This window comes from Variovorax sp. 01T432 (genome assembly GCF_056398605.1).
In genome coordinates, this window is sequence record NZ_JBFTPS010000048.1 from 1 (window position 1) to 12,867 (window position 12,867).

Consider the following 12,867-nt stretch of genomic DNA (forward strand, 5'->3'; position numbering starts at 1 on the left):
GGCTGTGGATTTGTGGACGATGCGGCTGGCGCCGCACCGGCAGGCTTGCCGTGGACAACGCTGCGCGTTGCCCACCGCGCCCGCCTTCGCCCACAAGCCCCACAGCCTTCGACCACTATTGGTCAGCGACCCTGAAAGATACAAGGCGCACCGGGCGCGCCAGCGCCCTCGACTGCATCAATCGGGCTTGATGCCCGCCTCGCGCACCACGGCGCCCCATTTCGCGTTCTCGGCCCGGATGTACTTGGCGGCCTGCTCCACGTTGCCGCCGACCGGCGCACTGCCTTCGGCCAGCAGCTGCGAGATGGTGCCTGGCTTGGCCAGCGCCTTGTCGACCGCGGCGTTGAGCGTCTTCACGATCTCCGGCGGCGTGCCGGCGGGCGCGACGATGGCCTTCCAGTCGACGGCCTCGAAGCCCTTGTAGGTCTCGGCGACGGTCGGGACGTCGGGCATCACAGGCAGCCGCCTGGCGGACGTCACGGCCAGGGCGCGCAGCTTGCCCCCCTTGACCATCGCGAGCGCGCCCTGCGGCGTGGCGAACATGTAGTCGGTCTGGCCGCCGAGCAGGTCGGTCAACGCGGGCGCCGCGCCCTTGTAGGGCACGTTGAGCACCTTGAAGCCGGCCCGCTTCGCGAGCACCTCTCCGGCCATGTGGCCGAGCGTGCCGGTTCCGGCGAGCGCCTGCTTGAGGTCGCCGGGCCTCGCCTTGGCGGCGGCAATCAGCTCGGCCAGCGACTTGTAGGGCGACTCGACGTTCACCACCAGCACCACGGGCTGCGAGGCGACGACGGAAACCGCCACCACGTCCTTCAGCGCGTCATAGGGCATCTTGGGAAGCAGCGTCGGATTGATCGCGAGGTTGGCGGTCTGGCCCATGCCGATCGTGTAGCCGTCAGGCTTGGCCTTGGCGACCGCATCGAGCCCGATGGTGCCGTTGCCGCCGCTGCGGTTGTCGACGATGAAGGTCCAGTGCGTGTCCTCGTTGATCTTCTGCGCGATGAGCCGCGTCACCGCGTCGGTCGCGCCGCCGGGGGTGTAGGGCACGAAGAAGCGGATGGGCCTGTCGGGCCAGTTGCCCTGCGCCAGGGCCGGCACGGCGATGAGGGCGGCGGCGCAGGCGATGAGAGCGCGGCGGTGAATGCTTCGCATGGGTTCAGTCTCCGGTGGTGATGTTCTGGGTCTTGAGCGCGGCGATCTGTTCGTCGCTATAGCCGACTTCCTTCAGCAGCTCGCGCGTGTGTTCGCCGAGCAGCGGCGGCTGCAGCCGGATGCCGGGACGCGCGCCGTCGAGCGTGAAGGGCATCAGCGGCACCTTCGACTGGCTGCCGTCGTTCATTCGGATCGGCGCGAGGCCGCCGGTGGCGTTGAGGTGCGGATCGTCGAAGAGATCCTGCGGCTTGGTGATGGGGGCAAAGGGGAGTTCGTTCTTCTCGAACACGGCGCTGAGTTCGGCGGCGCTGTGGCCCGCCAGGTGCGAGCGCAGGATCGGCATCATCCAGTCGCGCGCCAGCACACGGTCGTTGTTGGTCTTCAGGCGCGGATCGGCCAGCATCTCCTCCAGGCCGAAGGCCTTGCAGAAGATGGTCCACTGCTTGTCGCTGACGGCCGCCAGGAAGATCTGCTCGCCGTCCTTGACGGTGAAGACGTCGTACACGGCCCAGGCCGAGATGCGGCTGGGCATCGGGTCGGCGGCCTTGCCCGTGGCGGCGAACTGCATCATGTGCTGCGCCACCAGGAAGATGTTGTTCTCGAACAGCGCCGACTGCACTTCGCAGCCCTTGCCGGTGAGTTCGCGCTGGCGCAGCGCGGCCATCGCGCCGATGGCGCCGAACATGCCGCCCATGATGTCGTTGACGCTGGTGCCCGCGCGCAGCGGGTCGCCGGCGCGGCCCGTCATGTAGGCAAGGCCGCCCATCATCTGCACGACTTCGTCGAGCGCGGTGCGATGCTCGTACGGTCCGGGCAGAAAGCCCTTATGGCTCACGTAGATGAGGCGCGGGTTGAGCTTCTTCAGGCTGTCATAGTCCAGGCCCAGCTTCTTCATGGTGCCGGGCTTGAAGTTCTCGCTCACGATGTCGGCGGTGGCGATCAGGCGCAGCGCGGCCTCGACGCCCTCGGGCTTCTTGAGGTCGAGGGCGATGCTCTTCTTGTTGCGGTTGAAGGTCGGGAAGAAGCCCGCGCCGGAGCCGAGCAGGCGGCGGGTGTTGTCGCCCTCGATCGGTTCGACCTTGATGACCTCGGCGCCCAGGTCCGCGAGCAGCAGGCCGCAGGTGGGGCCCATCACCATGTGGGTGAACTCGACCACGCGGATGCCCGCATAGGGAAGCGGCGTGGACTCAGACATGGGCGCCCCCCTGGATGAAGCCCTTGGGCAAGCCGGCCTCGGGCGTCATGCCGTAGACCGGTTCGCCCGGCAGGCCGGCGACGAGCGGCGCGCGTGCCGCGATGAGCTTGTCGAGGTCGATGCCGGTCGAGATGCCCATGGCCTCGAACATGAAGACCAGGTCCTCGGTCACCACATTGCCCGAGGCGCCGGGCGCATAGGGGCAGCCGCCCAGGCCGCCGAGCGAGGCGTCGAAGGTCCGCACGCCTTCTTCGTAGGCGGCGAGGCAGTTGGCGAGGCCGAGGCCGCGCGTGTTGTGCATGTGCGCGGCGCCCGCCTTGTCGCCGATCTCGGCGCGCAGGCGCCTGAAGAGACGGCGGACCTGTGCCGGGTTGGCATAGCCGACGGTGTCGGAAAGTCCCGACTCGTCGGCGCCGGCGGCGACGCACTGGGCCGCGAGCCGGATGACTTCGTCCTCGGGCACGTCGCCCTGCAGCGTGCAGCCGAAGGCGGTGGAGATGCCGGCTTCGAGCCTGACCTGCGGCGCGATCTCGCGGCGCAACTCGGAGATGGCGCGCACTTCCTCGACCATCTCCTCGCGCGTCTTGCGCACGTTGGCGAGCGAATGCGCCGCGCTGGCCGACACCGGCATCGTGAGCTTGTGGACGCCGGCGGCGAGCGCGGCCTCGGCACCCTTGCGGTTGGGCACTAGCGCCATCACCGTCAGGCCGGGCAGCGTGATGGCGTGGCGCACGACCTCGGCGGCATCGGCCATCTGCGGCAGCAGGCGCGCCGGTACGAAGGAGGCCACCTCGATCTCGCGCACGCCGGCGTTGTAGAGCGCGTCGATCCAGCGCAGCTTGTCGGCCGTGGGCATCGTCGCCTTGACGGACTGAAGGCCGTCGCGCGGGCCGACCTCGCTGATGAGGACATCGGGGGCTGTCATGGTGGGTCTCCTGGCCGGGCGGCCTTGACTGTTCTATCTTACAGAACTATATTCTGCCAAACAGAATTAGACCGTCGGCAGTCCGTCCTGTCAACCCTGTCAAGGAAGTCCCCGTGCCCCGCAAAGCCCAGACCGAATCGGTCTCCGACCTGAACGCCGCGCCCGGCGGCGCGGCGGCGGTCGATCGCGCACTCAGCCTGCTGTCATCCTTCCAGCCGGGGGACGACGCGCTGACACTGGCGCAGTTCGCCGAGCGCACCCAGCTCTACAAGAGCACGGTGCTGCGCCTGCTCGCCTCGCTGGAGCATGCGCGGCTGATCCGCAAGCAGGACGATGGCCGCTATGCGCTCGGCATGGAGATCGCGCGCCTGCACTCGCTGTACGGCGCCTCGCTCTCGCTCGACCGCATCGTGCCGCCCGTGTTGCGCGAATTGGTCGCGGCGACCGGCGAGAGCGCGGCCTATCACGTGCGCCAGGCCCAGGGCGAGCACTGGGCGCGGCTGTGCCTGTACCGGGTCGACTCGCCTCACGTCGTGCGCGACCACGTGCGCGCCGGGGACCTGCTGCCAGCCGACCGCGGCGCCGGCGCGCGCATCCTGATCGCCTTTGGCCCGGAGGCCGAGCGTCCGCGCGCGGGCAAGGACCGCAAGCTCTGCGAGAGCATCCGCGCCCAGGGCTATTGCGCGCTGATCGGCGACCGCACGGCCGAGCTGGCCGGCATCTCGGCGCCGGTGTTCCATGCCGATGGCCGGCTCGCCGCGGCCGTCACGCTGACCATGCCCGCCCATCGGTACGACGAGGCGTATATCGAACCGGTGCGCGCGGCGGCGCGGCGGCTCAGCGGTCAGGTCTGAGCGCGGCGAGCACCGCCCGGTTCTGCTCCGGCAAGCCGACGGTGATGCGCAGCCATTCAGGCAGGCCGTAGCTGTCGAGCGGCGACACGGCGATGCCTGCAGCCAGCAGGCGCGCATGCACGGCCTGTCCGTCGCCGACCCGCACCATGAGGAAATTGCCTGACGAGGGAATGCAGTCCAGCCCGAGTTCGGTCAGGTCCGCGGCGAGTTGGGCGCGTTCCGCGAGATTGAGTTCGTAGGTGCGCGCCAGAAAATCCCTGTCGGCCAGCGCCGCCAGCGCGGCTGCTTGCGCCGGGGTGGTCACGTTGAAGCGCGGCCGCTGGGCGTTCATCCGCGCGGACAGTCCGGGCTGCGCAACGCCGTAGCCGATGCGCAGGCCCGCCAGGCCGAAGGCCTTGGAAAAGGTGCGCGCGACGATCAGGTTGGGAAGCTGCCGCACCCATTCGATGCTGTCGTAGCGCTCCGCGGGACTGAGGTACTCGGTATAGGCCTCGTCCAGCAGCACTGTGGCGTGCGCCGGCACCGCCTGCAGGAATTCGAACAGCGGCTCCGCTTCGAGAAAGGTGCCCGTGGGGTTGTTCGGATTGGCCACGAAGACCAGGCGCGTGTCCTCGCCGATGGCGGCCCGCATGGCATCGAGATCGTGCCCGAACCGGCGCGCGGGCACGACGGTGCTTCGCGCATGGGCATGTGCTGCCGCCTGCCCGTACACGACGAAGCCATATTGCGAATACACGACGCCCTCGCCGGGCTTCACGCTCACTTGCGCGGCCAGTTCGAGGATCTCGCTCGAGCCGCTTCCGAGCGTCAGCCAGCCGGGCGGCACGTCGAGCCGCGCCGCCAGCGCATTCTTGAGCGCGGTGCCGTTGCTGTCGGGGTAGTTGCCCGCGTCTTCGAGCGCGGCGGCCGCGGCGCGGCGTGCCGATTCGGGCATGCCGAGCGGGTTCTCGTTGGAGGCCAGGAGGATCATCTCGTCAGGTTCGGAATTTATTTAAGAGATTCAATATATCCGCCGTGGACGCGGCGCCTGTCAGGGCCTACCCTTTGACGCGAAAAGCCTCGGTGGGTCGAGATTACCTTCATTTTTGTCATTGATAAAACCCACTTTCGACTCTTACTCGTCAACGAGGTATCGAATAAAGTCTTTGCCTGCCCCTGTTCTCAAGGAGAAAAGAACCATGACCGCCCGCACCACCGTTCACGGCCTCCAGGTCGCCACCGAATTGCATCACTTCATCGAAGAGAAGGTCCTGCCCGCGGCCGGCGTCGCCAGCGGCACCTTCTGGAAAGGCTTCGATGCCATCGTCAGCGATCTCGCGCCGCGGAATCTCGCGCTGCTGGCCGAGCGCGACCGCCTGCAGACCGAAATGGACGCCTGGCACAAGGCGCATCCCGGCCCGATCGCCGACATGCCGGCCTACCGCAAGTTTCTCGAATCGATCGGCTATCTGCTGCCGCAGCCAAAGGACGTGAAGGCGACCACCGCCAACGTCGATGCCGAACTCGCGCAGCAGGCCGGCCCGCAACTGGTGGTGCCGATCCTGAACGCGCGCTACGCGCTCAACGCGGCGAACGCGCGCTGGGGCTCGCTGTACGACGCGCTTTACGGAACCGATGCGATCGCGGAAGCCGACGGCGCTGAAAAGGGCAAGGGCTACAACCCGGTGCGCGGCGCGAAGGTGATCGAATTTGCCCGCAATGTGCTCGACCAGGCCGCGCCGCTCGAAAACGGCTCGCACAAGAAGGCGACGGGCTATTCGGTGAAGGACGGCAAGCTGGTGGTCGCGCTGCAGAGCAGCAGCACCGGCCTTGCCGACCCCGCGCAGTTCATCGGCTACCAGGGCGAGGCCGCCTCGCCCTCGTCGGTGCTGCTCAAGCACAACGGCATCCACCTCGACATCCGCATCGATCGGGGCACCGCCATCGGCAAGACCGACGCGGCCGGCGTCAGCGATCTCGTGCTCGAAGCCGCGCTCTCCACCATCCTCGACCTCGAGGATTCGGTGGCCGTGGTGGATGCCGCCGACAAGGTGCTCGCCTATTCGAACTGGCTCGGCATCCTGCAAGGCACGCTGACCGAGGAAGTCACCAAGGGCGGCAAGACCTTCACCCGCGGCCTGAACCCCGATCGCGAATACACGGGCGCGGACGGCAAGCCGGTGAGGCTGCATGGCCGCTCGCTCATGTTCCTGCGCAACGTGGGCCATCTGATGACCAACCCGGCGATCCTCTACGGCGACGGCAAGGAGATTCCCGAGGGGATCATGGATGCGGTCGTCACCACGGCCATCGCCACCGTCGACCTCCAGCGCAAGGGCAATTCGCGCACCGGCAGCGTCTACATCGTGAAGCCCAAGATGCACGGCCCGGCCGAAGTGGCGTTCGCGAGCGAGCTCTTCGGTCGCGTCGAGCAGCTGCTGGGCCTGCCCGCCAACACGGTGAAGCTCGGCATCATGGACGAGGAGCGCCGCACCAGCGTCAACCTCAAGGCCTGCATCGCCGAAGCCGCCGCCCGCGTGGCCTTCATCAACACCGGCTTCCTCGACCGTACCGGCGACGAGATGCACACCGCGATGCAGGCCGGCCCGATGCTGCGCAAGGGCGACATGAAGAGCACGCCATGGATTCAGGCCTACGAGAAGAACAACGTGCTGGTGGGCCTGTCATGCGGCCTGCGCGGCAAGGCGCAGATCGGCAAGGGCATGTGGGCCATGCCCGACCTGATGGCCGCGATGCTGGAGCAGAAGATCGCCCACCCCCGGGCCGGCGCCAACACGGCATGGGTGCCCTCGCCCACGGCCGCGGTGCTGCACGCGCTGCACTACCACCAGGTCGACGTGGCCGAAGTTCAGAAGGAACTGGAGAAGATCGACGCCAACGCCGAGCGCGACAACATCCTGAACGATCTGCTGAAGGTGCCCGTGGCGCCCGAGGTGAAATGGACGGACGCCGAGCGCCAGCTGGAGCTCGACAACAACGTGCAGGGCATCCTGGGCTATGTGGTGCGCTGGATCGACCAGGGCGTGGGCTGCTCCAAGGTGCCGGACATCCACAACATCGGGCTCATGGAAGACCGCGCGACCCTGCGCATTTCGAGCCAGCACATCGCGAACTGGCTGCTGCACGGCGTGGTGAGCGCGGCACAGGTGAAGGCGACCTTCGAGCGCATGGCCGCGGTCGTGGACCAGCAGAACGCGGGCGACCCGCTCTACCGGAACATGGCGGGCCATTTCACGACCTCGGCCGCGTACCAGGCGGCGCAAGACCTGGTATTCAAGGGCATCGAGCAGCCGAGCGGATACACGGAGCCGCTGCTGCATGCATGGCGCTTGAAGGTCAAGGCCGCGGCAGCCTGAGATTGCGCGCCCTCTCCCGAGGGAGAGGGCGCCGGCGAGGGCCTTCAGGCTCGCCGGCCGCCGCCCAGGGTCCGGGCGACTTCGGCCGGGTCCATCCCGTACATCTCCGCGAATTCCGCCACCGTGCGGCCGCTGGCCTCGAAGGCCCGTTGCAGGGCCTCGCGCTTGGCGGTCCGCTCGCCCAACTCGGCGAAGGCCTCGTCGAGCACAGCGGTCGAGAACTCGTCCTGCGCGCGAACGGCCAGCATGTATTCCTCTCGCGACAGGCCCGAGGCCTCGATCGCCTCGACCAAGCGCGCGCGCAGCTTGGGGCGCAAGTCTTCGGGCGTGCGGGCCTGGCGACGGCGAAAGACCTCCAGGATGGCATGGTGGACGTGCTCGGCGGAGACATCCTCCACCGGCTGCCCGTTGAGATCGTGGCGCTTCTCGCCCGCGGCCACGGCCTCGAGGTAGCGCGTGGAGCGCGCATGAAGCCCGAGCGCGACCTTGAGGTCTTCGCGCTTGAATTCGTCCGGATGCAGCGCCAGCAGGTCATGGAACACGCCGAGCTTGAGCGGCAGGAAGCGGGCGCCGAACATCTTGGGATAGAGCTCGAACAGGCGCTCCAGCACGGGGTTGACCTTGCGCTGAGGCCGCTGGCCCTTGGGGGCCGCAGCCTCCCTGGGTCCACCGGGCTTGGCGTTGCGCCGAGGGCGGCCGCCCTCTTTCTTGGCGGCGATTGTTTCTGGAGCGGTGTCGGTTTCGGTCATCGGAGTCATCAATTCAGGCGGAGTGCTTGACCCGAACTGTAATGCCGCCGCTCAGCCGCGCTGCGCCGCCTCGGCCTCGGCACGCAGCCAGCGCACGAAATCCTGCGCGTCGGCATTGGTGGCGGCGCGGCGCGAGGTCTCGATGAAGTAGGCCCGGCGCGACGCCGCGCCTTCGCCCAAGGGGGCGACCAGCCGGCCGCCTTGCACCAGGTCCCGCAGCAGCGGCAGGCGGCCGATGACCACGCCCTGGCCGGCGACCGCGGCGGCCACCGCGTCGGTGTAGAGCGTGAAACGCATCGTGTTCTTCATGCGCAGATCCGTGAGGCCCATCACTTCGAGCCAGGGCTCCCAGTCGGTGGTGGGGGCCTGGGCGGGGTCCGACGCCTCGATGGTCAGCAGCGTCTGCGCCGCCAGGTCGGCCGGTTCGCGCAGTTCGGCGGCGACCTGCGGTGCGCACAGCGGCAGCACCGACTCCTCGAAAAGCGGGGCGCCGGTGCCACGGCCGATCGGCACGAAGCGCACCGCCACGTCGATGCGACTGCGCTCCAGGTCGAGCACCTCCAGCGTGGCCGACACCCGCACGTCGACCAGCGGATGGTCGGCAGTGAAACGCGCAAGCCGGGGAATGAGCCAGAACGAGGCAAAACCCGGTGTGCTGGTGATCGCGACATGGCGCAGGACCGGCGCAGCGCGCAGGCGCGCGGTGGCGTCGCGCAGGCGCTCCAGGCTGTCGACGACGGCGCGCTGCAGCACGCGGCCGGCCTCGGTGAGCGCCAGCGCGCGATGACGGCGCTCGAACAGCAACACGCCGAGGCTGGCCTCCAGCTGCTGGATCTGCCGGCTCACGGCCGACTGGGTCAGGAACAGCTCGCTCGCCGCCAGCGTGAAGCTGAGCGTGCGCGCTGCCGCCTCGAAGCTGCGCAACAGCTCCAGCGGCGGCAGCTCGACCCCCGCTGGTGGGGCTTTCGCATTCTCTGGGCGCATGCAACGAGTTCCCAATCACCGTATGACACGGGAAGGTCGGCTGACTATATTCATTCTCACAGTGAATGCCAAGGAAGCCACCATGAACAGCCAGCCGCAACGCCTCAGCGTGAGCCTGCCGGACAAGGCCATCTTCGAGCTTCCGGATGCCCACGAGGTCGACATCGAATGCCGCAGCGGCGCGGTGTGGATCACGCTCGACCACGACACGCGCGACATCGTGCTGGCGCCAGGGGAGCGCTTCCGCAGCGACACCCACCGGCGCGTGCTGATCGCGGCGCTGGAGCCCTCCTGCCTGCGCCTGCGCGCGGCGGGGCTGTCGGTGGCCAAGGCCTCGGAGGTCCCGCAGCGCGCCAGGTCGCCTTGGCGACTGTGGTCCCACGGGATGTCCCCGGCTTGACCGGGGGCGCCCGGGCGTTGAACCATCGACGCTCGTGGCCATGGATGCGGGTGTCTGCGTCGGGCCTATTCTTGCGGCAATGAGGGAATATCCATGGCAGAGGCATACATCGTGGCCACCGCGCGCACCGCCGGTGGCCGCCGCGGCGGCAAGCTCGCGGGCTGGCATCCGGTCGACCTGGCGGCACAGGTCATCGACGCCTTGGTGGCCCGGAGCGGCATCGACCCGGCCGCGGTCGAGGACGTGATCCTCGGCTGCGTGAGCCAGGTCGGCGAGCAGGCGACCAACGTGGCGCGCAACGCGGTGCTGGCATCGAAGCTGCCCGAATCGGTACCGGGAACCTCGATCGACCGGCAATGCGGCTCCTCGCAGCAGGCGCTGCATTTCGCGGCGCAGGCCGTGATGTCCGGCAGCATGGACGCGGTGATCGCGGCCGGCGTCGAGAGCATGACGCGCGTGCCCATGTTCACGCCCAACGCCTTGGCGGCCAAGGCGGGGCTGGGCACCTGCATGAGCCCCGCGATGCAGCGGCGCTATCCGGGCGTGGAGTTCAGCCAGTTCACGGGCGCGGAGATGATCGCGAAGAACTATGGGCTCTCCAAGGACACTCTCGATCGCTATGCCTTCGAAAGCCACAGGCGAGCGATTGCGGCGAGCCGCGAAGGCGCGTTCGACGGCGAGATCGTGCCCGTCGAGATCCGCCTGGCCGACGGCTCGGGCAGCGGGGAGATGCACACCGTCGACGAGGGCATCCGCTTCGACGCGACCCTCGAAGGGATCGCGGGCGTCAAGCTGATCGCCGAGGGCGGGCGCTGCACGGCCGCCACGGCCAGTCAGATCTGCGACGGCGCGAGCGGTGTGCTGGTGGTCAACGAGCGCGGGCTGAAGGCACTGGGCGTGAAGCCGCTCGCGCGCATCCACCACATGAGCGTGCTGGGCCACGACCCGGTGATCATGCTGGAGGCTCCCCTCCCGGCGACCGCGCGCGCGCTTCGGAAGGCCGGCATGAAGATCGAGGATATCGACCTCTACGAAGTCAACGAGGCCTTCGCGCCCGTCCCACTGGCCTGGCTGCAGGCGCTCGGCGCCGACCCGGCGAAGCTCAATGTGAACGGCGGCGCGATCGCGCTGGGCCATCCGCTGGGCGCGTCGGGCACCAAACTGATGACCACGCTGGTGAATGCGCTCGGCCAGCGCGGGAAACGCTACGGACTGCAGACCATGTGCGAGGGCGGCGGCATGGCGAACGTCACCATCGTGGAGCGACTCTGATGACGGCCGTTCTGTGGGACCTGGAAGACGGCGTGGCCACCCTCACGCTGAACCTGCCCGCCAAGCTCAACCCCATTGCCCTCGACCTGCAGCACGAGTTGCGCGAGGCCTTCGCGCGCGTGCGCGCCGACCATGGCGTGCGGGCCGTGGTGCTCACGGGCGCGGGCAAGGCCTTCTGCGTCGGCGCCGACCTGAGCGCGATGCGCGCGCCCGAGGAGGGCCAGTCGCTCGGCGACCAAACGGCGCAGTGGATGCGGTCGGTGAGCACCCCCCTGATCGAGGAAATGCGCGCGCTGCCGGTGCCGGTGGTGTGCGCGGTCAACGGGGCTGCGGCAGGCGCCGGCGTGGGCCTTGCACTTGCGGGCGACGTGGTGCTCGCGGCGCGGAGCGCCTACTTCTACCTGTCCTTCCTGCCCAGGCTGGGCATCGTGCCGGACCTGGGCTGCACCTGGTTCATTCCGCGCCTGGTCGGTCCCGCGCGCGCGCTCGGCATGAGCCTGCTCGACGAGCGGCTTCCCGCCGAGCGGGCGGCGCAGTGGGGTCTGATCTGGGCCTGCCTTGAAGACGATGTGATGCTGCCCGAGGCACGGCAGACGGCGCAGCGGCTTGCGCGCCTGCCGGCGCATGCGGTGCTCGAAGCGCGCGCCGCGCTGCAGGCGTCCGAGCACCACACACTTTCCGAGCAGTTGAAGTACGAGAGCGAGCGTCAGCGCGAATTGATCGAGAAGCCGAGCTTCGCCGAAGGCGTCAACGCCTTCCTGCAGAAGCGCCAGCCGGTCTTTTCTCCACGGTGAAGCGCATGATCGAACGCACCCTCTTCACACCCGACCACGAGGCCTTCCGCGACAGCTTCCGCCGCTTCATGGACAAGGAGATCGCGCCCTTCCACGAGGCCTGGGAAGAGCAGGGCTACGTCGACCGGGAGGTCTGGAACAAGGCCGGCGCGAACGGCTTTCTCTGCATGGCGCTGCCGGAGGAATACGGCGGCGCGGGCGCCGACCTGCTCTATTCGGTGATCCAGTTCGAGGAGCTCTGGGCGCGCGGCTTCACCGGCATCGGCTACGGGCTGCACAGCGAGATCGTCGCGCCGTACATCCTGCGCTACGGTACGCAAGCGCAAAAGAAGAACTACCTGCCCAGGCTGGCGAGCGGCGAAATGATCGGCGCCATCGCGATGAGCGAACCCGCCGCCGGCAGCGACCTGCAGGCGGTGCGCACGACCGCCATCAAGCAGGCCGACGGCAGCTATGTCATGAACGGCAGCAAGACCTTCATCACCAATGGCTGGCATGCCGACCTGGTGATCGTGGTCGCCAAGACCGACCCGGCCGCCGGCGCCAAGGGCACCAGCCTGTTTCTGGTGGAGCGCGGCACGGCCGGCTTCAAAAAAGGCAAGCGCCTGAAGAAGCTGGGGCTGAAGGCCCAGGACACCTCGGAGCTCTTCTTCGACGATGTGCATCTGCCGGCCGAAGCGCTGCTGGGCGGCGCGGCGCAGGAGAACCGCGGCTTCGTCTGCCTGATGGAGCAGCTGCCGTGGGAGCGGCTGCAGATCGCGATCAGCGCGGTGGCCGCTTCGCAGGCGGCCATCGACCAGACCATCGCCTATGTGAAAGAGCGCAAGGTGTTCGGGCAGCCCGTCGCCGCCTACCAGCACACGCGCTACACGCTGGCAGAACTCCAGACCGAGGTGCAGGTGGCGCAGGTGTTCGTCGACAAGTGCATCGAACTCCTCATGCAGGAGAAGCTGGACACCGCGACCGCGAGCATGGCCAAGTACTGGACCACCGACCTGCAATGCAAGGTGATGGACGCGTGCGTTCAACTGCACGGCGGCTACGGCTTCATGTGGGAATACCCGATCACCCGTGCCTATGCCGACGCGCGGGTGCAGCGTATCTACGGCGGCACCAACGAGATCATGAAGGAGGTCATCACGCGGGCGATGGGGTTGGGCTAGGGCCCGCCCCTGGGCGAAAATGCGGG

Annotated in this window: 12 protein-coding genes; 6 read left to right on the plus strand and 6 right to left on the minus strand. The window is 68.3% G+C overall.

Annotation, left to right across the window (positions count from 1 at the left end; genetic code table 11):
- Positions 1-177: 177 nt before the first annotated feature.
- From AC1DNF_RS27415 to AC1DNF_RS27425, 3 genes are read right to left on the minus strand one after another with little or no spacing between them, the layout of a single operon-like run.
- Entirely contained in the window at positions 178-1,149 is a 972-nt protein-coding gene (locus AC1DNF_RS27415) for a Bug family tripartite tricarboxylate transporter substrate binding protein (RefSeq protein ID WP_478151806.1), read from the minus strand.
- Between the two features lie 4 nt (positions 1,150-1,153).
- A complete protein-coding gene (locus AC1DNF_RS27420) occupies positions 1,154-2,344 on the minus strand; it encodes a CaiB/BaiF CoA transferase family protein (protein ID WP_478151807.1) in 1,191 nt (396 codons plus the stop codon).
- Complete coding sequence (locus AC1DNF_RS27425; protein WP_478151808.1) at positions 2,337-3,269, minus strand: hydroxymethylglutaryl-CoA lyase; 933 nt, start codon at positions 3,267-3,269, stop codon at positions 2,337-2,339. The genes AC1DNF_RS27420 and AC1DNF_RS27425 overlap by 8 nt, the downstream gene beginning before the upstream one ends.
- 113 nt (positions 3,270-3,382) lie before the next feature.
- Here AC1DNF_RS27425 and AC1DNF_RS27430 point away from each other — a divergent pair, with 113 nt between their 5' ends.
- Entirely contained in the window at positions 3,383-4,123 is a 741-nt protein-coding gene (locus AC1DNF_RS27430; protein ID WP_478151809.1) for an IclR family transcriptional regulator, read from the plus strand.
- On the opposite strand, the gene hisC is transcribed toward AC1DNF_RS27430, so the two are convergent.
- A complete protein-coding gene (gene hisC / locus AC1DNF_RS27435) occupies positions 4,107-5,093 on the minus strand; it encodes a histidinol-phosphate transaminase (protein ID WP_478151810.1) in 987 nt (328 codons plus the stop codon). The genes AC1DNF_RS27430 and hisC overlap by 17 nt on opposite strands.
- A gap of 208 nt (positions 5,094-5,301) precedes the next feature.
- Between hisC and AC1DNF_RS27440 the strand changes: the two genes are divergently transcribed.
- Positions 5,302-7,479, plus strand: a complete 2,178-nt coding sequence (locus tag AC1DNF_RS27440) for a malate synthase G (protein ID WP_478151811.1) — start codon at positions 5,302-5,304, stop codon at positions 7,477-7,479.
- A 44-nt stretch (positions 7,480-7,523) separates the two neighbouring features.
- Here the strand turns inward: AC1DNF_RS27440 and AC1DNF_RS27445 are convergent, their stop codons facing one another.
- Both AC1DNF_RS27445 and AC1DNF_RS27450 read right to left on the minus strand, forming a co-directional pair.
- On the minus strand, positions 7,524-8,228 hold the full coding sequence (locus AC1DNF_RS27445; RefSeq protein ID WP_478151812.1) for a ProQ/FINO family protein: 705 nt from the start codon (positions 8,226-8,228) through the stop codon (positions 7,524-7,526).
- Positions 8,229-8,279: 51 nt separating this feature from the next.
- Positions 8,280-9,212: a LysR substrate-binding domain-containing protein gene (locus tag AC1DNF_RS27450; protein ID WP_478151813.1), complete on the minus strand. Its 933-nt coding sequence runs from the start codon at positions 9,210-9,212 to the stop codon at positions 8,280-8,282.
- Positions 9,213-9,294: 82 nt separating this feature from the next.
- Between AC1DNF_RS27450 and AC1DNF_RS27455 the strand changes: the two genes are divergently transcribed.
- The 4 genes from AC1DNF_RS27455 (at position 9,295) to AC1DNF_RS27470 (ending at position 12,841) form a co-directional block, all read left to right on the plus strand.
- A complete protein-coding gene (locus tag AC1DNF_RS27455; protein ID WP_478151814.1) occupies positions 9,295-9,612 on the plus strand; it encodes a DUF2917 domain-containing protein in 318 nt (105 codons plus the stop codon).
- A 93-nt stretch (positions 9,613-9,705) separates the two neighbouring features.
- Positions 9,706-10,884 (plus strand): acetyl-CoA C-acetyltransferase, encoded by a 1,179-nt coding sequence (locus AC1DNF_RS27460; RefSeq protein ID WP_478151815.1) that lies wholly within the window; start codon positions 9,706-9,708, stop codon positions 10,882-10,884.
- On the plus strand, positions 10,884-11,678 hold the full coding sequence (locus tag AC1DNF_RS27465; RefSeq protein WP_478151816.1) for an enoyl-CoA hydratase-related protein: 795 nt from the start codon (positions 10,884-10,886) through the stop codon (positions 11,676-11,678). The genes AC1DNF_RS27460 and AC1DNF_RS27465 overlap by 1 nt, the downstream gene beginning before the upstream one ends.
- A gap of 5 nt (positions 11,679-11,683) precedes the next feature.
- The gene (locus AC1DNF_RS27470; protein WP_478151817.1) at positions 11,684-12,841 is read left to right on the plus strand and encodes an acyl-CoA dehydrogenase family protein; all 1,158 of its coding nucleotides are present in this window, start codon (positions 11,684-11,686) and stop codon (positions 12,839-12,841) included.
- Positions 12,842-12,867 lie beyond the last annotated feature (26 nt).

Excerpts from the sequence above, each read along its gene's own strand:
- AC1DNF_RS27415 (WP_478151806.1), bottom strand. The coding sequence starts at position 1,149 with ATGCGAAGCATTCACCGCCGCGCTCTCATCGCCTGCGCCGCCGCCCTC.
- AC1DNF_RS27420 (WP_478151807.1), bottom strand. The coding sequence starts at position 2,344 with ATGTCTGAGTCCACGCCGCTTCCCTATGCGGGCATCCGCGTGGTCGAG.
- AC1DNF_RS27425 (WP_478151808.1), bottom strand. The coding sequence starts at position 3,269 with ATGACAGCCCCCGATGTCCTCATCAGCGAGGTCGGCCCGCGCGACGGC.
- hisC (WP_478151810.1), bottom strand. The coding sequence starts at position 5,093 with ATGATCCTCCTGGCCTCCAACGAGAACCCGCTCGGCATGCCCGAATCG.
- AC1DNF_RS27440 (WP_478151811.1), top strand. The coding sequence starts at position 5,302 with ATGACCGCCCGCACCACCGTTCACGGCCTCCAGGTCGCCACCGAATTG.
- AC1DNF_RS27445 (WP_478151812.1), bottom strand. The coding sequence starts at position 8,228 with ATGACCGAAACCGACACCGCTCCAGAAACAATCGCCGCCAAGAAAGAG.
- AC1DNF_RS27450 (WP_478151813.1), bottom strand. The coding sequence starts at position 9,212 with ATGCGCCCAGAGAATGCGAAAGCCCCACCAGCGGGGGTCGAGCTGCCG.
- AC1DNF_RS27455 (WP_478151814.1), top strand. The coding sequence starts at position 9,295 with ATGAACAGCCAGCCGCAACGCCTCAGCGTGAGCCTGCCGGACAAGGCC.
- AC1DNF_RS27460 (WP_478151815.1), top strand. The coding sequence starts at position 9,706 with ATGGCAGAGGCATACATCGTGGCCACCGCGCGCACCGCCGGTGGCCGC.
- AC1DNF_RS27465 (WP_478151816.1), top strand. The coding sequence starts at position 10,884 with ATGACGGCCGTTCTGTGGGACCTGGAAGACGGCGTGGCCACCCTCACG.
- AC1DNF_RS27470 (WP_478151817.1), top strand. The coding sequence starts at position 11,684 with ATGATCGAACGCACCCTCTTCACACCCGACCACGAGGCCTTCCGCGAC.